Origin of the sequence: Pelagibius litoralis (assembly GCF_011683915.1) — a bacterium.
Classification (GTDB): domain Bacteria; phylum Pseudomonadota; class Alphaproteobacteria; order Kiloniellales; family Kiloniellaceae; genus Pelagibius; species Pelagibius litoralis.
Genome location: NZ_JAAQPH010000007.1, coordinates 23,242 through 44,117, shown reverse-complemented (window position 1 = coordinate 44,117; position 20,876 = coordinate 23,242). Strand labels below are relative to the sequence as shown.

At 62.7% G+C, this 20,876-nt stretch carries 18 protein-coding genes; 6 read left to right on the top strand and 12 right to left on the bottom strand.

Annotated features, from left to right (window positions below; all coding sequences use genetic code 11):
* Window positions 1-2: 2 nt before the first annotated feature.
* The 3 genes from HBA54_RS10650 to dgcN are packed head-to-tail and all read right to left on the bottom strand — an operon-like array spanning window position 3 to window position 3,178.
* Entirely contained in the window at window positions 3-1,175 is a 1,173-nt protein-coding gene (locus HBA54_RS10650) for a benzoate/H(+) symporter BenE family transporter (protein WP_167224265.1), read from the bottom strand.
* A gap of 15 nt (window positions 1,176-1,190) precedes the next feature.
* Complete coding sequence (gene dgcA / locus HBA54_RS10645) at window positions 1,191-2,171, bottom strand: N-acetyl-D-Glu racemase DgcA (RefSeq protein ID WP_167224263.1); 981 nt, start codon at window positions 2,169-2,171, stop codon at window positions 1,191-1,193.
* A 2-nt stretch (window positions 2,172-2,173) separates the two neighbouring features.
* Window positions 2,174-3,178: an N-acetyltransferase DgcN gene (gene dgcN / locus HBA54_RS10640; protein ID WP_167224261.1), complete on the bottom strand. Its 1,005-nt coding sequence runs from the start codon at window positions 3,176-3,178 to the stop codon at window positions 2,174-2,176.
* A gap of 246 nt (window positions 3,179-3,424) precedes the next feature.
* Here dgcN and HBA54_RS10635 point away from each other — a divergent pair, with 246 nt between their 5' ends.
* Window positions 3,425-4,855 (top strand): MATE family efflux transporter, encoded by a 1,431-nt coding sequence (locus tag HBA54_RS10635; protein ID WP_167224260.1) that lies wholly within the window; start codon window positions 3,425-3,427, stop codon window positions 4,853-4,855.
* A 20-nt stretch (window positions 4,856-4,875) separates the two neighbouring features.
* On the opposite strand, the gene HBA54_RS28685 is transcribed toward HBA54_RS10635, so the two are convergent.
* The 4 genes from HBA54_RS28685 to HBA54_RS10615 form a co-directional block, all read right to left on the bottom strand.
* A complete protein-coding gene (locus HBA54_RS28685) occupies window positions 4,876-5,457 on the bottom strand; it encodes a hypothetical protein (RefSeq protein ID WP_205944560.1) in 582 nt (193 codons plus the stop codon).
* Between the two features lie 119 nt (window positions 5,458-5,576).
* Window positions 5,577-7,133 carry a sensor histidine kinase gene (locus HBA54_RS10625; RefSeq protein ID WP_167224256.1) on the bottom strand — a complete coding sequence of 519 codons (1,557 nt, stop codon included), beginning with the start codon at window positions 7,131-7,133 and terminating at the stop codon, window positions 5,577-5,579.
* Between the two features lie 3 nt (window positions 7,134-7,136).
* A complete protein-coding gene (locus tag HBA54_RS10620; RefSeq protein ID WP_240932613.1) occupies window positions 7,137-7,910 on the bottom strand; it encodes a response regulator transcription factor in 774 nt (257 codons plus the stop codon).
* A gap of 57 nt (window positions 7,911-7,967) precedes the next feature.
* On the bottom strand, window positions 7,968-8,570 hold the full coding sequence (locus HBA54_RS10615) for a hypothetical protein (RefSeq protein ID WP_167224254.1): 603 nt from the start codon (window positions 8,568-8,570) through the stop codon (window positions 7,968-7,970).
* 581 nt (window positions 8,571-9,151) lie between these two features.
* Between HBA54_RS10615 and HBA54_RS10610 the strand changes: the two genes are divergently transcribed.
* The 5 genes from HBA54_RS10610 to HBA54_RS10590 all read left to right on the top strand — a co-directional run bounded on the left by HBA54_RS10610 (window position 9,152) and on the right by HBA54_RS10590 (window position 14,743).
* Window positions 9,152-10,252 carry a polyamine ABC transporter substrate-binding protein gene (locus HBA54_RS10610; RefSeq protein ID WP_167224252.1) on the top strand — a complete coding sequence of 367 codons (1,101 nt, stop codon included), beginning with the start codon at window positions 9,152-9,154 and terminating at the stop codon, window positions 10,250-10,252.
* 85 nt (window positions 10,253-10,337) lie between these two features.
* The gene (locus HBA54_RS10605; protein WP_167224250.1) at window positions 10,338-11,531 is read left to right on the top strand and encodes an ABC transporter ATP-binding protein; all 1,194 of its coding nucleotides are present in this window, start codon (window positions 10,338-10,340) and stop codon (window positions 11,529-11,531) included.
* Between the two features lie 158 nt (window positions 11,532-11,689).
* Entirely contained in the window at window positions 11,690-12,577 is an 888-nt protein-coding gene (locus HBA54_RS10600) for an ABC transporter permease subunit (protein WP_167224588.1), read from the top strand.
* A gap of 4 nt (window positions 12,578-12,581) precedes the next feature.
* Window positions 12,582-13,403, top strand: coding sequence for an ABC transporter permease subunit (locus HBA54_RS10595; protein ID WP_167224249.1), 822 nt, complete (start codon window positions 12,582-12,584; stop codon window positions 13,401-13,403).
* 107 nt (window positions 13,404-13,510) lie between these two features.
* Window positions 13,511-14,743: an O-antigen ligase family protein gene (locus HBA54_RS10590; RefSeq protein ID WP_167224247.1), complete on the top strand. Its 1,233-nt coding sequence runs from the start codon at window positions 13,511-13,513 to the stop codon at window positions 14,741-14,743.
* 2 nt (window positions 14,744-14,745) lie between these two features.
* Here the strand turns inward: HBA54_RS10590 and cysC are convergent, their stop codons facing one another.
* The 5 genes from cysC to HBA54_RS10565 form a co-directional block, all read right to left on the bottom strand.
* Window positions 14,746-16,704, bottom strand: coding sequence for an adenylyl-sulfate kinase (cysC, locus tag HBA54_RS10585; RefSeq protein WP_167224245.1), 1,959 nt, complete (start codon window positions 16,702-16,704; stop codon window positions 14,746-14,748).
* Window positions 16,705-16,718: 14 nt separating this feature from the next.
* Window positions 16,719-17,513 carry a sulfate adenylyltransferase subunit CysD gene (gene cysD / locus HBA54_RS10580; protein WP_167224243.1) on the bottom strand — a complete coding sequence of 265 codons (795 nt, stop codon included), beginning with the start codon at window positions 17,511-17,513 and terminating at the stop codon, window positions 16,719-16,721.
* Between the two features lie 164 nt (window positions 17,514-17,677).
* Window positions 17,678-18,658: an NAD-dependent epimerase/dehydratase family protein gene (locus HBA54_RS10575; RefSeq protein ID WP_167224241.1), complete on the bottom strand. Its 981-nt coding sequence runs from the start codon at window positions 18,656-18,658 to the stop codon at window positions 17,678-17,680.
* Between the two features lie 79 nt (window positions 18,659-18,737).
* Window positions 18,738-20,024 carry a nucleotide sugar dehydrogenase gene (locus tag HBA54_RS10570; protein WP_240932612.1) on the bottom strand — a complete coding sequence of 429 codons (1,287 nt, stop codon included), beginning with the start codon at window positions 20,022-20,024 and terminating at the stop codon, window positions 18,738-18,740.
* A 196-nt stretch (window positions 20,025-20,220) separates the two neighbouring features.
* Window positions 20,221-20,808, bottom strand: a complete 588-nt coding sequence (locus HBA54_RS10565) for a 3'-5' exonuclease (RefSeq protein WP_167224240.1) — start codon at window positions 20,806-20,808, stop codon at window positions 20,221-20,223.
* Between the last annotated feature and the right edge of the window lie 68 nt (window positions 20,809-20,876).

Below are 20,876 nucleotides of genomic sequence, written 5' to 3'. Positions count from 1 at the left end.
AATCAGAGGCGGCCGCGCCAGCGCGTCAGGGCGTAGAGCGCGAGGCCGGCGAGCAGCCCCCAAAAGGCGCTGCCGACACCCAGGAACGAGAGGCCGGAGGCGGTAACCACGAAGGTGACCACAGCGGGGAGCCGATCCTCGGCCTCGCCCAGGGCATCGGTCAGGGCCGCCGCAAAGGGGCCGAGCAGCGCCAGACCCGCCACCGCCATGATGAGATAGGTCGGCAAGGCCAGCACGAAAGCGGCGATGGCCGCCGCCATCAGGCCGAACAGTACATAGAAGGCGCCCGACACCAGGGCCGCCCAGTAACGCCGCTGGGGATCCGGGTGGGCATCCGGCCCGGCGCAGAGCGCCGCCGTAATCGCCGCAAGATTGACCGCATGCCCGCCGAAGGGCGCCGCGAGCAGGCTGAACAAGCCGGTGGCCGCAAACAGCGGGCCCGGCGTCGGACGATAGCCGTTGGCGTTCAACACCGCGACCCCGGGAATGTTCTGCGAGGCCATGGTGACGATGAAGAGCGGCAGGGCGATGCCGATCAAAGCGGCCAGTGAGAACTCGGGGATTACCAGCACCGGCCGGGGAATCAGATAGGCGCTCTCAAACGGCGGCAGGTCGTTGGTCAGCACGATAACGGCGATGGTCACGACCAGGGCAGCCGGCACCGCGTAGAGCCGCTTGAAACGCCAGACCAGGGCCCAGGCAAGGATAATCGGCAAAGCCAGTTCCGGCCCCTCGGCCACGGCCTGCACCGGCGCCAGACAGAAAGTCAGCAGCACCCCGGCCAGCATGGCATTGGCCAGTGATGCCGGGATTGCGGCGACCCAGCGCCCCAGAGGCTTCCACAGGCCGGAGAGAACGATGAGTACGCCGCAGATCATGAAAGCGCCGACGGCAGCGGCGAAGCCGCCCGCCAGCGGTCCGGTGGTTGCCAGCAGGGCGGCACCCGGGGTCGACCAGGCAATGCTGACCGGCAGCTTGGTCTTCAGGCTGAGAAAAACGCCGCAAAGGCCCATGGCGAGGGAAAGAGCCATGAGGCCCGAAGCCGCCTCGGCACGGCTGGCGCCGATGGCATCCAGGCCCTGCAGCACCACGGCAAAGGAACTGGCGAAGCCGACCAGCGCCGCCAGCAAACCGGCGCTCGCCGCCTGCATCGAAAACCCAGCGAAACGGCCCATGACTTTATCGCCCAGTCACCCCCAGAGCGCCGCTACGGGCGGGTAGGCCAGGCCGTCGTCGAAACGCAGGCCGTCGGGACGGTCCTCGGCCAGCAGCAGCGGGCCGTCGAGGTCGACCACCGGCGCGCCCTGAGCCAGAATCACCGCCGGCGCCATGGCCAGCGACGTCGCCAGCATGCAGCCGACCATGATGCCGAAGCCCTCCGCCTCGGCGGCCTGTTTCAGTTTCAGGGCCTCGGTCAGGCCGCCGGCCTTGTCGAGCTTGATGTTGACCATGTCGTAGCGGCCCCTGAGGCCCGCCAGGGTCGCGGTATCGTGGCAGGACTCATCGGCACAGACCGGCACCGGGCGTTTCATGCCGGCCAGCGCCGCATCCTCGCCGACAGGCAGCGGCTGTTCGATCATCTCAACGCCGAGCACCGCCAGTTGCGGCGCCAGCTGTGCATAGTCCGCCGCCGACCAGCCCTCGTTGGCGTCGACGATAATGCGCGACAGGGGCGCCTTTTCACGCACCGCGGCAACCCGCGCCATATCCTCAGGTCCGGCAAGCTTCAGCTTCAACAGCGGACGCTCAGCGTTGTCCGCCGCCGCCTTGGCCATCACCTCCACCGTGTCGAGGGAAAGCGTATAGGCGGTCACCACCGGCCCTGGTTCGTTGGCGCCGATCAGCTGCCAGTAGCGGTGCCCGGCCTGCTTGGCCTCCAGGTCCCAGAAGGCGCAGTCCACCGCGTTGCGCGCGGCCCCGGCAGGCAGGACCTGCTGCAGGCCCTGGCGATCCAGGCCCTGGGCAAGGCGCGGCCGCAGCGCCTCTATATCGGCAATGACGCCCGCCATGGTCTCCCCATAGCGGGTGTAAGGCACCGCCTCGCCGCGCCCGACATGCCCGCCGGCGCTGAGTTCGACCACCACCACCTCGGCGCTGGTCTTGCTGCCGCGCGAGATGGTGAAGCTGCCCCGGATCGGCCAGGATTCCGAGGTAACGCTGAGCTCCGTCACCGTCAGACCTGCTGGAGCCGGTCGACCAGGGGCTTCACCCCGCCCTGGAAAGGGTCTACCGACGGCAAATCGAACTCGTCCTCCAGGCGGCGCAGGTAGCCGGCCCGCTCGGATTCGGGCATCTGCGAGGTGTTCACCGCCACGCCGATAAAGCGCACCGCCGGATTGGTCAGGCGGGCGGCGGACAGATTGGCATCCATACAGGCCTGCAGGCCCGGCAGCGTAAAGTCGGGCAGGCCGCGCATGTGCCGGCGCGTCGGCTCGTGACAGAGGATCAGGGCGTCAGGCTGGGCGCCGTGCAACAGGCCCATTGAAACCCCGGCAAAGGAGGCATGGAACAGCGAGCCCTGGCCCTCGACGATATCCCAGTGATCATCGTCGTTGGCCGGCGAGAGATACTCCACCGCACCGGAAATGAAATCGGCCACCACGGCATCGATGGAAACACCCTGCCCGGCAATCAGGATACCGGTCTGGCCGGTGGCGCGGAAGTCGACCTTCATGCCCCGGGCCTGCATTTCCTTCTCCACCGCCAGGGCCGCATACATCTTGCCCACCGAGCAATCCGTACCGACCGCCAGCAGGCGCTTGCCTGGGCGTTTGCTGCCACTGGCGACCTCGAACTCGCGGTCGGGGTGGCGTACATCGAAGAGTTGGCGGCCGTGCTGCTTCGCCACCGCCTTCAGCGCCGGTACATCGATCAGCCGGTTGTGCAGCCCGGCGGCGATGTCGAAACCCAGCATCAGCGCTTGTTCCAGCACCGAGATCCAGCTGTCCGAGAACACCCCGCCGCGGTTCGCCACGCCGATCACCAGCGTCCTGGCACCGGCCTCCTTGGCCGCCTCCAGGCTCATATCGGGCAAACCCAGATCGGCCTGACAGCCCTCCAGCCGCAATTGCCCCAGACACCAATCTGGGCGCCAATGGGCGATCCCCTGGGCGGTCTTCGCCGTCAATTGATCCGGCGCATCGCCGAGAAACAAAAGATATGGATGCTCGATTGCCATCTGCCCCTAGACCCCGTCTTTCGCGGGACCGCTGCGCCAGATCGTGCTCCGGGCCGCAGCAACCCCTCAGTTGATTGCATACATGTCGATCGCTCTCCGCCCCCGCCGGGGCGGCGCGGCATCTTAGGGACAACAAGCCGCCGCGCCAAGCCGAGCGAGACGGTTTTCCGAGCCTTGTGCCTGGCCTATGATCGACCGGCCCGCCCTCTTGCGCAGCGCCCTCTTGCACAGAAACGCCCGATCTCCATGACCGAAACGCCCGACAGGCCGCCTTCTGAAAGGGCCAGCGCCGGCCAACCCGCTGCCGGGCGGTCAGGCGCCGGGGGCGGACGGCCGGGCGATCAAAGCGGCGACTGGCATCGCCGGGTCTGGAAGCTGGCCGGCCCCATCATGCTGGCCAACCTGACCACACCCCTGCTCGGCGCCGTCGATACCGCCGTGGTCGGCCACCTGCCCGATCCCCGCTTTATCGGCGGCGTGGCGGTCGGCAGCCTGATTTTCAGCTTTCTGTTCTGGGGCTTCGGCTTCCTGAGGATGGGCACGACCGGCTTCACCGCCCAGGCCTTCGGTGCCGGTGACACGGCGGAACTGCGCGCCGCCCTGCTGCGCCCGCTGGCCCTTGCTGCCGTCTTCGGCCTGCTGATCATTCTTCTGCAGGCCCCGGTGAGGATTTTCGCGCTCTGGGCGGTCGACGCCAGCGCAGCGGTAAGCGGCGAGACTGCGGTCTATTTCGATGTGCGCGTCTGGTCTGCGCCCGCGACCCTGGCCAATTTCACCGTGCTCGGCTGGCTGCTCGGCGTCCAGCGGGCGCGCACCGCCCTGGTGCTGCAGATCGTTCTGAACGGCATCAATATCGTCCTCGACCTGATCTTCGTTCTGGGATTCGGCTGGGGCGTCGCCGGGGTCGCCTGGGCCACCCTGATCGCCGAAGTATCGGCCGCATTGCTGGGGGCGACGATCGTTCTCCACAGCCTGGGCCGCCTTCCGGGCGGTCAGGTTTTCGGAGGTCAGGATCTCACCCGCCTGATGGACCGCGGCAGGCTGCTGGCGCTGTTCAAGGTCAATGCAGACATCTTCCTCAGGACCATCATGCTGCTGCTCGCCTTCGGGGTGTTCACATCCCAGGGCGCCGGCCTCGGCGATCTGACCCTGGCCGGAAACGCGGTTCTGCTGCAGTTCCAGACCATCATCTCGCATGGCCTCGACGGCCTGGCCCATGCCGCCGAAATCCTGGTCGGCGGCGCTTACGGGGCGAAGAACCGCCGAACCTTCCGCCAGGCGGTACTGGTCTGCGGGCTTTGGTCGTTGGGCGCGGCCCTGTTGCTGAGTCTCTTCTTTATCGTGGCCGGGCAGGCGATCATCGCGCTTTTTACGGACATCGCCGCCGTACGGCAGTTTGCCGAAGACTATCTCTGGTGGATCATCCTGTCGCCGCTCGTATCGGTCTGGAGCTTCCTGCTCGACGGCGTATTCATCGGCGCGACGCGGACCGCGGCCATGCGTAACGCCATGGTCCTGTCCCTGATCTGCTTTCTCGCTGCGGCATGGCTGTTGGTGCCCGCCTTCGGCAACCACGGGCTCTGGCTGAGCTTCACCCTGTTCATGGCGGCAAGGGCCGTCACCATGGGCCTTTACTATCCCGCGCTTGAACGCAGTGCAGCGCCGGTAGCCAGGTAGAACTGAGCGGGAGGTGGGCGTTAAACGGCCAGGCGGGGCCGGTTCAGGGGGCGCAGCGGCTTGTCGAAGAGCGCCTCCAGCGTCGCATGACCATCGTCGATCGCGGCGGCATCGCAGTGCATGGCCGCAAAGCGGAGCGCCCAGATCGCCAGGCCCTGCTTTTGCAGGCAGGCCAACAGGCGCCGGGAAAGCACCTGCTCCGCCGAAGCGTCGTCATTGACCCCCGGCGGATGAATGAAGATGACGATGAGGGATCCGTCTCCCAGACGTTCGGTAATCAGATAGGCATCGTCAATGCCGACCAGGCGGCTGTCGCTGCCCTGCCTGAGACTGACCCGGCAAAGCGACAGGCGCAGATGGAGCCCGCGCAAACGGCGCAGACTGTCTCTGATGCCGTCAGGAACGGAGGGTGCCGGCCGGGTTGTCGGGCCACCCGGCCGGCGAAGGGGAAGCTCGGGGGAGAACCCGAAGGGAGGGGCCGTCAGAATGCTTCCCCTGTTCTGTCCCATATTGGCCGTCGCACTGTCGAACTGCGTCACTGTCGAACCGACGGGTCCGCCACCGTTTTCAGGCCTTTGAGATCCATGTTTGCTCCGCATCACGCCTAATCTATCCGCGATCACAACCAGGCGGTGCGTCAAAGTTGTGGCTGCGAAAGGCTCAAAATGCGACCGGATCGCAACAACTTCTGTAATATTTATGGGCAGTTAACAGGAGATTCTTAGGCAGCCAGGGGGAACCGCATGACCATGGCGAGGCCCCCGTCAGGACGATTTTCCGCGCGAACGCTGCCGCCAATCGCCTGAAGGTTGCGACGGACGATCCACAGGCCGATGCCCATGTGCGGGCTGCCTTCGCCGCCGTCAGCCGCCGTATCGCCGGCCACGGGCTGGGACCGCAGGGAGACATAGCGCTCGAATATCCGTGTCAGCTCGCCATGCGGTACGCCCGGCCCGCGGTCCAGCAGGGAAAGTTCGGCACGGTCATTCACCTTGCGCAGCTCGACAATGATCTTCGAACCATCGGGCGACACCTCGACAGCGTTGTCGATCACGTTCTCCAGCACCGTCTCCAGGAGATCCTCACCCGCAAGAATTGAAATTTCGGGCTGCAGGCGGGCATCGAGAATGAGCCGCCTGCTGGCAAAGGTGTCGGCATAGGCGGCCAGCATGCGCTCCAGCATCTCGGTCAGGCCGATGCGTTGGCGTGGCGGATCCAGCAGCTCGGCAGTGGTTTCCTCAAGCCGGCGGGCATAGGCGACAAGATGGTCGAGCCGATCGATGGAGACTTCCAACACGTCCAACGCCCTCTGACCGCGCACTTCCTCGGGCTCGACAAGGCGGCGCAGAGGCTCCAGCGACTGGCGCATGATCGCAATCGGCGTCTTGAAGGCATGGGCATTGTCCTCTGCCGCCAGCCGGATGCTTTCGGCAGAATCCTGCAACGCCAGGGTCATGCGGTCGAACTCCTCGGCGACCGGCGCCAACTCCGGCACCCGGTTCTGCTTGCCGAAGCTGATATGACCGGAAGTGCCGGTGCGGATGGAGCGCGCCAGATAGCGAAACCGCATCAGACCGCGCCAGATCGACACGAAAAGGCCGATGGTGAAGATCGCCATGGCGAAATAGATCGCTGCGGCGATCCGCACTTCAATGGTCTTCCAGTACGGCTGATCGATCGACGTGCCGAGGAACTCGGCCGTGGAATGGGTGGTGATCACCGCCCAGCAGCCGGCCTCGGTATTGATCGGCGTAATGGAGGTCAGCAACTCCTCCTCGCCGGAGGGGCGGCGGTGACGCAGGGCCATGGACAACTCGCCCCAGCAGCTCTGGGCAAGATTGTCGAAGACCCCCCGCTCCACCAGGCGGTCGCGTTCTTCGGTCAATTCCGTCGGGGCAATGGTCGGTTGGGAGGCAACGAAGAAGAAGCTTTCCGCCCCATATTCGCCAACGGGCCGGAACAGGATCTTGACCCCGGTCTGATCCGTGGCGAAACGCGCCACCTCGTCGTTCAGCAGGGGAAGCGAGGAGATTTCCTGCTGTTCCAACAGCGGCCGCAGGCTTTCGGCAACAACCCGGCCCTGTTCACGCACGCTCTCCATCAACAGGAAGCGTTTCTCCGCGTCCGCCTCTCTGAACTGGGTATAGAGGATGACCGGCACGGCGCAGAAGATGATCAGCAGCAGGACAAGCTTGCTGACGAGCGAGCGGAAAGGCAGCCCGAAGTAAAAACCCCGGGATGCCGAAGACGGCACCGGCCCTTCCACCCGCGCGACCATGACCTAGGCGCCTCCGCCCTTGCCGGCCTGATCGCGCCAGCGATAGCCGAAACCCGGATAGTTTTCGATCCCGTCGAAGGAATCGTCGACATCGCGGAATTTCTTGCGGATACGCTTGATGAACGACCGCACATTGGCGCGATAGCCGTCCGGACCATAGCCCGCAACGAAATCCTTGCCGCGCACGATGTCGTAGATCTGGCGATAGGACACGTCGCCGCCCTGCTGGGTGACCAAGAACAGCACAATGGCGAACTCGGTCAGGGTCAGGTCGATCTGCTTGTCATCCCAGAAAGCCCTTGAGATGTCGGTCTTCAGCTCCAGGGGGCCGTTGCGGATCACAGCGGGCGTCTGGCCTGAGCTGTCGGCAGAGGGTTTCACTCCCTCGGTGATCAGCTTCAGCCGCTGCAAGATGATCGGCAGACGGCGCGACTTGTCGATAAAGTCCACGGCCCCCCACTTCAGGGCCGCTTCCTCATAGATCTCATCGCTCAGCACGGTAAGGAAGATCACCGGCGTCTGGATACGGCACTCGCGCATGCGCCGAAGCACCGCCAGCCCGTCTAACCCCGGCATGCGCCAATCCAGCAGGACGGCCTCGGCCTCCTCGCCGGACATCATGAACTCCAGCGCGCTCTCGCCGTTGGCGAAGTCGACGACTTCGTAGCCTTCCTCCGCAAGATTGAGTCCGAGGGACTCTCGAAAAAGATCATCGTCATCGACGATGAATACACGATTGAATGTGGTCTCTGTCACGACCGGCTGCACAGCCATCATATTTCTCGCGCCTTGGGCGCCCCCTTTACTGTTGCCTGCTCCTCGCTCCTCGCTTCGCTAGCTGCCTCCGGCCGCCCCGTCCGCCGGCGGGACAGGGTCGTTACCCGGCTCCCCCCGCTCGGCTTCGGCCTGAGCCAGCAGCTCGCTCAAACAAAGGCGGGCAAAGTCGTCCGGCACGGTCTCACCGTCGGTTTCGCCCTCAGCCCCACCCTTGACCTTGTAAGTAAGCACCCGAAAGTCGCTTCCGCCGACCTTCGGATAGAAAAATATGTGGAGAACACAATTGCTGCCATTGTATGCCCAAATCTTGGCAGGCGGTTCCTCGATCAACAGCGCAGGATCGCCCAGCAACGCCGAGGTCCGCTCGAAATCGAGCCCGACCAAGGAGTCCGGATCGGCCTGCGGGTCCCGGGTCGCATCGATCGCCGCTTGGGTCACTTCCGGTTTACGCTTTGGAATCGGCGGCGGAGGCTTCAGCTCCACCACCTTCTCTTCCTCAGCTTCCACCGGAAAACGGCCAACATCGCTCAGCGCCTCATCCACGGGCGCAGGACCTACTTCCGGTGCCGGCTCACGCATCAACGGAAACTGAATACCCAGTTCCGCACACGCTGAAAGACCCAGCAATGCCATCCCCAGGACCCCATTTCGGAGTCTCATTATCATTATCCTGATCTTCGCTTGCTCCGGTCCGACCGGAAACCTGTCAATCGTGAACCGCAAATTATTAACGAAACCCTAAGGCGACGGCGCTGGAGAGACGCCGCGCGAATCCTGACGCTTGAGAACCGGGAAATGGCCGCCAAGTGCTTAATATGTAAAGGTTCCTGTACGGTGTGACAAATTTGGTCCGGCCCCCGACAGGCACCCGAATACAGCTTAAACACCAGCGGTCCGGACCTTTCAGCGGATCGCGGCGAGATCGTCCTCCTACCCATAATGGTTAAGTTATCGCCTTTGGACTTCAACCCTCAACACCGATCTTTCGCCCGTAAAGACGGCGAAGTTAGGGCAAAGCTCTGACAGCGAAGTGACATCCACAGGCCAGGGGCCCCTTTTGGACCGATTCCAGCGCCCCAAAGCCGGCGCTCGGGGGCCGTACCCGAACAAGCCTTCGCAACTGCGATGAAGCATTGACAAGCGCCGCAGAGCGGCTTGATATCAGAGTCAGGTTGGTCAGAACAGACCCAATAAAGGCGTCCTTAGCGCCGACATGAAGTCACTGAAACAGGGAAATCATCATGAAAAAATTGCCGCTTCTTGCGCCGGCCCTCGCTGTGGCCGCTTTGGCGCTATCTTTGGGCCCGGCCGCGGCCCAGGACAAGGTCGTTAACGTTTTCAACTGGTCCGACTATATCGACGAGTCGATCCTGAAGGATTTCGAGAAGGAGACCGGGATCAAGGTCGTCTATGACGTCTTCGATTCCAACGAAGTGCTGGAGACCAAACTGCTGGCCGGCGGTACCGGCTACGACGTGGTGGTCCCCAGCGGAACTTTCCTGTCGCGCCAGGTCCAGGCCGGCGTGTTCCAGAAGCTGGACACCGGCAAACTGCCCAACCTGTCCAACATGTGGGGCGTAGTGCTGGACCGCACAGCCAAGTACGACCCGGGCAACGCCTACTCCATCAACTACATGTGGGGCACCACCGGGATCGGCTACAATGAAAAGCAGATCCTGGAGCGCATGCCGGACGCACCGGTTGATTCATGGCGCATGCTCTTCGATCCTGAGGTGGCCTCCAAATTCGCCGACTGCGGCATTCACGTACTCGATGCGCCGGTCGAACTGATCCCGGCAGCTTTGAACTATATCGGCGAGGACCCGGACAGCCAGGACCCGGACGTCATCCGCAAAGCCGAGGCCGCCCTGCTGGCGATCCGCCCCTATGTCCAGAAGTTTCATTCGTCGGAATACATCAACGCTCTGGCAAACGGCGACATCTGCATGGCGATCGGCTGGTCCGGCGACGTGCTGCAGGCCCGCGACCGGGCCGCGGAAGCCGATAACGGTGTGATCATCAACTACGTCGCCCCGAACGAAGGCGCCCTGATGTGGTTCGACCAGATGGCAATTCCCTCGGACGCGCCGCATGTCGAGGAAGCCCATGCCTTCCTGAACTACATCATGAGGCCGGAGATCATGGCCAAGGCGTCGAACTACGTCTACTACGCCAACGGCAACGAGGCCTCTCAGCAGTTTCTGGAAGAAGACGTGATCGACGACCCGGCGATCTACCCCACGCCCGAAGCGCTGGCGACGCTTTACACCACCACACCCTATGCCCCGAAGGTGCAGCGGGTGGTCACCCGGCTCTGGACCAAGGTGAAGAGCGGTCAGTAACCCGACTGAACGGCCCCGTCCCCTGGCAGGCGGGGCCGTTTTTGGTTCGGGCGGGAGCGGTCAACGATAGCGGCGGGGGGATTCAATGAGCGATACCGGAGCAACCGGAACGGCGGCGCGCAGTAGCGGCGCTTCGGCGACACGCAAACGCTGGGAACCTTGGAACGACCCAAGCGAACGGCCCCATGTACAAATTGCCAATCTGACCAAGCGCTTCGGGGACTTTGTCGCGGTCGACGACATATCGCTCGATATCTATCGGAAGGAATTCTTCTCCCTGCTCGGCCCTTCGGGCTGCGGCAAGACAACGCTGCTGCGCATGCTGGCGGGTTTCGAGCTGCCGAGCAGCGGGCAGATCCTGCTGGAGGGCGAGGACATGTCCGGCGTTCCGCCTTATGAACGGCCAGTCAACATGATGTTCCAGTCCTATGCGCTGTTCCCGCACATGAACGTCGAGAAGAACATCGCCTTCGGCCTGAAACAGGACGGCGTGCCGAAACCCGAGATCGAGCGGCGCGTCGCCGAAGTGATTGAGATGGTGCAGCTGAACGCCTTTGCCAAACGAAAGCCGCACCAACTGTCCGGCGGCCAGCGTCAGCGGGTGGCTTTGGCGCGCTCGCTGGTCAAGAAACCCAAGATGCTGCTGCTTGACGAGCCGCTGGGGGCACTCGACAAAAACCTGCGCACCCAGACCCAGTTCGAGTTGATGAACATCCAGGAAGAAACCGGCATCACCTTCGTGATCGTGACCCACGATCAGGAAGAGGCAATGACGGTTTCCAGCCGCATCGCGGTGATGGATCACGGCAAGATCGTGCAGGTGTCGACCCCGGCGGAGCTCTATGAGTACCCGAATTCACGCTACGTCGCCGACTTCATCGGTGAGGTGAACATTTTGGAAGGCCGGGTGGACAGCCGCGAGGGCGATCACCTTATGATCCAGAGCAGCGAGGCCGGCTGTGCAATCCAGACAGGCCCCAGCGCAGACGAGCCGGTCGGCCGGCAGGTCTGGATCGCCGTCAGGCCCGAGAAGCTGAGCATCTCATTGGAAGCCCCCGCCAGCACGCCCAGCAGTACCTGGGTGAACTGCCTGGCCGGTGAGGTCTGGGATATCGGCTACCTCGGCAACCTGTCGATCTATCATGTGAAGCTGGACAACGGAAAAATGGTGACGGCAACCCAGGCCAACATGGCACGGCTGATCGAGCGCCCGATCACCTGGGAAGACCGGGTCTATCTGACCTGGGCGCCGGACGCCGCCGTCGTTCTGCTGAACTGAGCGAGGCCGCCATGCCGGAACCCTCACAAGACCCCGCCCCCGGCGAGAAGATCGCCTATCTCGGCGGCGGCAGCGCCTCCAGCGGATTTTTCACAGGCCTTCATGCGCGATTGCTGCTGTTCGCGCCTTACAGGCTTTTCGTCCTGTTGCTGGTGGAGATGGGCTTTTCCGGGCGCAGTCTGGTCATCGCCATACCTTACCTCTGGCTGCTGGCGTTCTTCCTTGCGCCCTTCCTGATCGTCCTGAAAATCAGCCTGGCGGAGGTCATTGTCGCCCAACCGCCCTATACGCCGCTCTTCGTCTTCATCGAGGACGGCTTCATCGCCATCCAGGCCAGCCTGGAGAACTACCTCTTCCTGATGGAGGACAGCCTTTATTGGAAGTCCTACGTCTCCTCGCTGCGCATCTCCCTGATCTCCACCATCTTGGCGCTGCTGATCGGCTATCCCATCGCCTATGGCATGATCCGCGCCCCGAAGCGCTGGCGCTTTGCCCTCCTGATGATGGTGATCCTGCCGTTCTGGACCTCTTTCCTCATCCGCGTCTATGCCTGGATCGGAATTCTGAAGAAAGAAGGGCTGCTGAACCTGGCGCTCACGCAGTTGGGCCTCATCTCAGAGCCCCTGACGATCCTCAACACCGACATCGCCGTCTTCATCGGCATCGTCTATTCCTACCTGCCCTTCATGATCCTGCCGCTCTATGCGAACCTCGAGAAGATGGACCTCGGCCTGCTGGAAGCGGCGGCGGATCTGGGGTGCCGGCCGATCAAGGCGTTCTGGGTCATCACCGTGCCGCTGTCACTGCCGGGCATTGTTGCCGGCTGCTTCCTGGTCTTCATCCCGGCTCTCGGTGAGTTCGTGATCCCGGACCTGCTCGGCGGTTCGCAGACCCTGATGATCGGCAAGACACTCTGGTCAGAGTTCTTCAACAACCGCGACTGGCCGCTGTCTTCGGCGGTCGCCGTGATCCTGTTGCTGGTGCTGGTCCTGCCCATTGTCCTGTTCCAGCGCATGCAGGAACGCAGCACCAGGGCGGAGGGCTAGGAACATGAAACAAGGCCTCAGCTGGTTCAACACGTCTTCCCTGGTTATCGGTTTCCTGTTTCTCTACCTGCCGATCGCCCTGCTGGTGATCTACAGCTTCAACGAATCGAAACTGGTGACGGTCTGGGCCGGCTTCTCGACCAAGTGGTACGGAGAGATGCTGCGCAACGAATCGCTGATGAACGCCGCCTGGGTCACCGTCAAGGTCGCCTTCGTCGCCTCCACCTTTGCAACGGTCCTGGGAACCCTGGCGGGCCTGATCATGACGCGCTTCGGGCCATTTCGCGGCCGCACCCTTTTCTCCGGCATGATCTACGCCCCGCTGGTCATGCCCGAGGTGATTACCGGGCTATCGCTGCTGCTGATGTTCGTGGCCATCTCCCTGGACCGCGGCTTTGTCACCGTCACCATCGCCCATATCACCTTTTCCATGTGCTACGTAGCGGTCGTCGTGCAGTCGCGTCTGGTCAGCTTCGACCGCTCGATCGAGGAAGCCGCCATGGACCTTGGCTGTACCCCCGGCCGGACCTTCCTGCAGATCACCCTGCCGGTCATCGCCCCTGCGGTGGTCGCCGGCTGGCTGCTGTCCTTCACCCTCTCCCTGGATGATCTTGTGATCGCCAGCTTCACCACCGGTCCCGGCGCGACCACCCTGCCGATGAAGATCTACAGCCAGGTGCGCCTTGGCGTGACGCCGGAGATCAACGCCGTCTGCACCATCCTGGTCGGTCTGGTCGCAAGCGGGGTGCTGATCGCCTCTCTGGTAACCCGGCGCCAGGAAGTCAGGCGCGAGGCCGAAGAACGCGCCGCCCAGGCGGCACCTTAGGTCTAACGGCCATTGTCAGCGGTCTTTGCTGTGGCTGCCTTGACGTTTGCCGGCTTTTCCTGCGTCACATGGTTTTCACGACGGCCTCAATCCACTAAAAGGCCTCTGTGACCGCCCTGCTCGAACCCCTTATCGGCAAAAGGAGCCGCCTGGACCGCTTTGGCCAGGTGCTGTCTGCTTTTGCCTTGTTGCTACCGCTGCTCGGCCTGCTCGCGCCTAAGGCGGTGGTGCCGCTGGTCCTGGTCACGACCGTGATCGGCGGGCTGCTGTTGGGGGCAAAAGCCCTGCCCTGGCGCGTCATGGACCGGGGCGTCACCCTTGCCACCGGTGGACTGATCCTCTGGTGCCTTGTCGCCTCGTCCTGGGCCCCCCATTCGGCCTCGGCCGCGGTTCTGGCACTCAGGGTCGGGCTGCTGCTGCTGGCCTTGATCTATCTGGGCGGCTTGGCAAAACTGCTCGAGGAGCCGCAAAGACGCGGCCCTCGGATCGGTATTGCGCTGGGGTTCGGCCTGTCACTGGCCATAATCCTGGCCGAGTTCACCTTCGGATTTCCCATCTTCACCCTGCTGCAGGGTCCGGCCGTCAGCGACTATGCGGATTACTCCCGGCTCAACCGCGGGATCACCGCCGCAGCGGTGCTGGTGTGGCCCGTTACCTTGTTGGCCTGGCAGGGGCGCAAACGGCTCCTGGCTTCAGGGCTACCGCCGGCCGCCCTCATCGTCACCTTGCTGTCCCAGTCCTCCGCAGCGGCGCTGGCGCTCATCGCTGGACTGCCGACGGCGATCCTGGCGAGCATTGGTCGTGGCGCCGGCCGGCTGATCCTGGCCGTCGCCATCGCCGGCGCTTTGATCGCCAGCCCGGGCATCGCCAAGCTGATGAAGCAGGCTCAGTTGGATCAGGCCGACTACCTGCCCAGCACGGCACGCTACCGGGTGCATATCTGGGATTTCGTCGCCGACCGCATTTTCGAACGTCCGATCGCCGGCTGGGGGTTCGACTCGTCCGCCCTGGTCCCGGCGGGAAACAGCGAGCCTTTCCGCGCCGGGCGCAAGGTCGTTCCCTCACACCCCCATAATGCGCCGTTGCAGATAATTCTGGAACTCGGCGCCATTGGCAGCCTGTTCACTTTGTCGCTGCTGTTTGTGCTGGGGCGAAGAATCGACGACATGCCGACCCCGGCACGCGCCTGCGCCACTGCAATGGTCATAACGGTGCTGGCAATCGCCTCCACCGCCTACGGCATCTGGCAGAGCCACTGGCTGGCGATGATCGGCGGTGCGGCGGTAGTGCTGATCGTGGTTGGGCGGCACCCGGATCACAATCGCAAAACGGCCGCCTGACTCTACGACCCGGCGTCCTCGCCTTTCTTGAGTGTAAAGGTCTGCTCAATGTAGCGGATGATCTGCGCGACCGAATCGGCGACGTCATGCTGACTTGTGTCGACCACCAGGTCCGCGGACTCCGGCGGTTCATAGGGCGCCGATATCCCGGTGAACTGACGGATCTCGCCCGCGCGCGCCTTCTTGTAGAGGCCTTTGGGATCGCGCTGTTCACAGGTCTCCACATCCGCCTTGATATAGATCTCGTGGAAGTGCCCGGAGGCCGAAGCCCGGGCACGGTCACGGTCGACCCGGTAGGGTGAGATAAAGGCGGTGATGCAGATAATCCCGGAATCCGCAAAGAGAGACGCGGCCTCGCCGACCCGGCGAATGTTTTCAGTCCGGTCCTCCGGTGAAAAACCGAGGTTGGCATTGAGGCCACGGCGCACATTGTCGCCGTCCAGCACATAGACATGATAGCCCTTGGCGAAAAGCCGCTGTTCGACTTCCATGGCCAGCGTCGACTTGCCGGCACCGGAGAGACCGGTAAACCACAGCACGCCGCCGTAGTGGCCGTTGCGCGCCGCCCGCGCCTCTGCGGCCAGGCGGTGCTCCACCGAGATCACGTTCGTCGATTTCACCGTGATCGCCTGTCGTTGGTCCGGCAGCCCTTCCATGGAAATAACGCCGCCGCCAACGGTGTCGTAGTCCTCAATCAGGACGAAGCGGCCGGTCCGGGGCAGATCGCCATAGTCGTCGAGACCCAGAACCATGCGGCTGTGCAGCGTTACCTCGGCAACGGCATTGCGCTCGACCGAGTCGCCATCGCTGTTCTCCAGGGTCTGGGTATCGATGATGCGCTCAATCGACTTTACGGTCACCTCGGCTTCCTGGGTCAGAAGCTTCAGTTTATAGCGCGCGCCCACCTTCAGCGGATTGTGGCCGAGCCAGAAAAGCCGGGCGTGAAAAAGGGTACTGAGCTTCGGCGGGTTCTCGACATGGCTGACGAGTTCGCCGCGCTCGACAAACAACTGCTCGTCCAGGGTGATCCCGACCGACTCTCCGGCAGCGGCGGTCTCCGGCGCGTTGTTGTCAGGCCAGGCTTCGATGGAGCGGATCCGCGCCGTCTTGTTCGACGGTGAGAACAGCAGCGTGTCACCGATGGTGAGCGAACCGGATTCAATGCGCCCGGCCAGAATACGCCTGGCATCGAACTTGTAGACGTCCTGAATGGGCAAGCGCAGCGGCTGCGAACCGATCCCGGGATGTCCGTGGAATCCATCCAAAGCGGAGATCACCGTCGGCCCGTCGTACCAGGGACTCCTGTCCGAACGGCTGGCGATGTTGTCGCCCCCGCGCGCCGAGATCGGCACGATGACCATCGGGGCGGCGCCGATGGACTGCAGGTACTCGGTTATCTGCCTGGAAACCTCGTCGAAACGGGCCTGGCTGAAATCGACCAGATCCATTTTGTTGATGACCACGGCGATCTGCCGCACACCCAGCAGATGCAAAAGATAGGCATGGCGCCGCGATTGCTCGCGCACCCCCTCCTCAGCATCGACGACCATGATCGCCGCATCGGCGCTGGCCGCGCCGCTGACCATGTTCTTGAGAAACTCCCGATGGCCCGGCGCATCGATGATCACATAGTCGCGCAGCGCCGTATTGAACCAGATCTGAGTCGTATCGATGGTGACCGCCTGATCGCGTTCCGCCTGGAAGGCATCCAGCACGAAAGACCATTCGATCTCCATGCCGCGGCGCGCGGAGATCGCTTCCAGTTCCTCGACCTTGCCCGGCGGCAGGGAATTCGTATCGTGCAGCAGGCGGCCGATCAGAGACGACTTGCCGTGATCGACATGGCCGACAATGACGATATGGTGCAGCGACCGCTCGGCGGCCTGGGCCTCCGGCAGGGCATCGCTCTGCGTGGCGTCGTCAGACAAGGTGGTGCTGTCCTGTTTCGTGTCTTGGGTCATGGCAGCTCTCCCGATCACATGTAACCGGTGGCGCGCAGACGCTCGAAAGCGTCCTCGCGCTCATGATCCATGGCGCGCCCCGCACGTTCGGCCGTGTTGGTTGTCTGCAGTTCGGCAATGATGTCATCAATCGTGTCGGCATCCGAGTCGACCGGGTTGGTGATATCCTGATCGCCGAGAGAACGGTATCGCTTGCCGTCCCGGGCCAGATACAGCGGCACGATCGGAATTCCCTCACGACGAGTGTACAGCCAGATATCCAGTTCGGTCCAATGCAGCAGTGGATGGATCCTGATATGCGCACCCGGCGGAAAATCCGTCTTGTACTGGTCCCAGAACTCAGGCGGCTGGTCGCGAAAGTCCCACTGACCGGTCTCATCGCGCGGGCTGAAGACCCTTTCCTTCGCGCGGGTCGCCTGCTCGTCGCGGCGAATTCCGGCGATCACCGCCTTCAGTTCGTGCTTGGCGATGGCCTGGCGCAGCCCCTCGGTCTTTCGCGCAGCGGAGCGGGCCGCCGGCGGCAGGCTGGCATCGACCGTATCGATGGAAGGGCATTCCTCGCGCAGAAAATCGAGCTTCCACTCCTTGGCGTAGCGGTCGCGGAACTCGTACATCTCTTTGAATTTCTTACCAGTATCGACATGCATCACGGGAAAGGGCACATGGCCGAAGAAGGCCTTACGCGCCAGCCAGAGCATGACATTGGAGTCCTTGCCGAGCGACCAAAGCATGGCAAGTGGCTCGATCCGGTTGTAGGCCTCGCGCAAAATAAAGACGGATTGCGCTTCCAGTTCGTCCAGTCGATCCATAGTGGCAAAATTCCTCGGCAAAAAATGCTGCAGGTGCGAAAGGACTTAACGTCTTTACCTGAGCGAATCAAGGAACAACCCTGGGATTTATGCAAGCCCAACGCTTGTCACAGAGTTTTGGCGCCTGCCCGATTCACTCAAAATATTCTTTATAAAACAATATATTAAGCCCCGTAGTATCCGCGATACCATTCAACGAAGCGGGGAATTCCCTCGTCGATGGATACCCGTGGTTCGAAACCCAGATCGCGCCGCGCCGGTTCGATGTCCGCATAGGTCTCCCGCACGTCGCCGGGCTGCATATCCTCAAATTCGCGGATTGCCGGGCGACCACAGGCCTCTTCTATCAGTTCGACGAAACGCAGCAGCGGTTCGGACTTGTGATTGCCAAGATTATAGACGCGATTTGGCGGACCGCCCGCACCTGCCTGCGGCGGATGGTCGATGACCGCCAGGACACCGGCGACGATATCGTCGATGTAGGTGAAGTCGCGCTGCATGTCGCCATGATTGAAGATGCGGATCGGGCGCCCCTCCAGGATCGCCTTGGTGAAGATGAAGGCCGACATATCCGGCCGGCCCCAGGGGCCGTAGACCGTGAAAAAGCGGAGGCCGGTGCTCGGCATGCCAAAGAGATGGGCATAGCAGTGGGTCATCAGTTCGTCAGCGCGCTTGGTCGCCGCATAGAGCGAAACCGGACGGTCCACCCGCTGATCAACCGAAAAGGGCAGTTCCGTATTCCCGCCGTAAACGGAGGAAGAAGAGGCGTAGACGAAGTGACGCAGCTTACCGAGTCGCCGCCCCAGCTCCATCATGCAGAGATGCCCCATGACATTGGTCTGAACGTAGGCGAAGGGGTTCTCCAGCGAGTAACGCACACCAGCCTGCGCCGCCAGGTGTACGATTTCGGTCACGTCGGGAAACTCGGTCGCAAGACTCGCGATCTGCTGCTGGTCGGATACATCGAGCTTGCGAAAAGTGAAACCGTTGTGACCGGACAGGCGGTCAAGCCGGGCCTGCTTCAGCACCGGATCGTAATAGTCGTTCAGGTTGTCGAGGCCGATCACCGCATGGCCCCGTCCGATAAGCTGGGCGGCCACCTGGGACCCGATAAAACCGGCCACTCCGGTCACGATAATCGACATAATTATCCTCTTGATCAAAAGCCTGAACGTTAAGATGACAGGATCGGCCTTTCGGTCGCGCCAACCCCGACTGCATCACTCATATAGAGCGGCGCTGCCTGCCCGGCGGCATCACGGCATCGTCCCACATGTTCCTGAGATCGAAGGCCAGTCCATCGGGTACGAGCAAAGACGCAAAGTCCCCGGAGGCGAAATCGCGATAGGCGTCGTGCGCCACGGCACCGACAACGCAGTCAAAAGGGTCCTGGCCATCAAGGCTCGGCAGGATCTCAAGACCGAAATCATCCAGCGCTTCCTGCGGGTCGGCAAGGGGATCATGGGTCGAAACGTCGTAACCACGTTGCCGCAATGCCGAAATCAGATCGGCGGCCTTGCTGTTGCGAAGGTCCGGCACATTTTCCTTGAAGGTCAGGCCCAGCACCAGCACCCGCCGGCTCTGCCTGCCGCGCAGTGCTTCAGCGACCATGCCGGCGAAGTAGGTACCCATCGAATCGTTGGTCCGCCGGCCGGCTAGGATAACCTGGGGATGCAGTCCCAGCGCCTCGCTGCAATGGGCGAGGTAGTAAGGGTCCACGCCGATACAGTGCCCCCCCACCATGCCCGGGCGAAAATCGAGAAAGTTCCACTTGGTCCGCGCCGCTTCGAGAACGTCATAGATCGAGAGATCCATGCGGTTGAAGATCTTGGTCACCTCGTTCACGAAGGCAATGTTGATGTCACGCTGAGCGTTCTCGATCACCTTGGCGGCCTCGGCCGTCTTGATATCGGCCGCCCGGAATACGCCTGCCTCGGTCACGCGGCCATAAATCTCCGCCAGATAGTCGGTCACTTCCGGCGTCTGCCCGGCAACCACCTTCACGATCTGGCGAAGGCCGTGACGGCGGTCGCCGGGATTGATGCGCTCCGGGGAATAGCCGAGGAAAAAATCCCGACCTGCCGTCAAGCCGGAGGCCTCCGCCAGGATCGGGCCACAAACCTCTTCGGTTACGCCGGGATAGACCGTCGACTCATAGACCACCACACCGCCGGGCCGCAGGACGGCGCCGACGGCGCGGCTGGCTGAAATCACCGCGCCCAGGTCGGGCCGGTTTTCACGGTCCACCGGGGTCGGAACCGTTACGATGTAAACGTCGCAGGCAGAGATATCTGCCGCCTCGGACGTTAGATGGAGCGTGGCACCCGCCAGGGTCTCTTGCGTCACTTCACGGGTTCGGTCGTTTCCGGCCCGAAGCTCCTCGACCCGCTGGGGGGCCTTGTCAAAAGCGACAACACTGAAGTACTCACTGAGCGCGACTGCCAACGGCAACCCGACATAGCCGAGGCCGACAACAGCAATGCTTGGCTGTTCTGGCAGGATTGCGGTCAAGATTTCCTCTCAAATATAATCATGCAGTGATCTGCCCAGCATCTGCCCAGCAACTCTCATGACCTGCGGAAAACAGGAAAAAGCCTTGGTTCTACAACCGCCGAGGCATTCTTTGCCGATCGACCCGGCAAGAACCTCTGTCCGGCACAAAACACGCCGGGCAGCACTGTCGCCCGGCAAACCTGGATACCTCACTTCACAGCGCCTGCGCCACGCCCGTCTGCAGAATGCGAACCACGGAGCGCGCATCATCGATAGCCCGATGGGCCGTGCCTTCCTGCCGCAGACCGACCTTTTTAAGAGCGTTGTCCAAACCCATGGAACGACGCAGTTTCAGGTGCTTTGCAAAGGCAACCTTCACATTCACATAAGGCACAAGCTCAAAGGGGTTGTCGATCCCGTGTTTACCGCAATCCCGGGCGATCTGGGCGCCGTCGTAGTTCCCCCAGGCGGCAAGGATGTAACCGCCGCCGCCGGCAGCCCAGCGATGGAAATCCGCTATCGCCTTGGGAAAAGCCGGGGCACCATCGACATCGGCCTGCCGGATTGTGGTCAGCTCGGTACAGAACTCGGACAGCCGGGGCGCCATGAAGGGCCGCACAAAGGTCTGGAATTCATCCCCGCCAACCGGCTGAGAGCCAGGCATTCCAAAGCACACCGCCCCGATTTCGATGATTTCCGACGGCGCCTCCTCACGCCCACGCGGCCAGCAGGTCGCCTCAAGGTCAAAGACCACATAGCGTTTTGCTTCCGGCGCCTTTCCGGCGATTCTTGTATTGCCCATTGGAGTTTTCCTCGCCTGCACTGGACATAGCCTTAAGAAACCCGCAAATCAATGAAATTACTTATCCA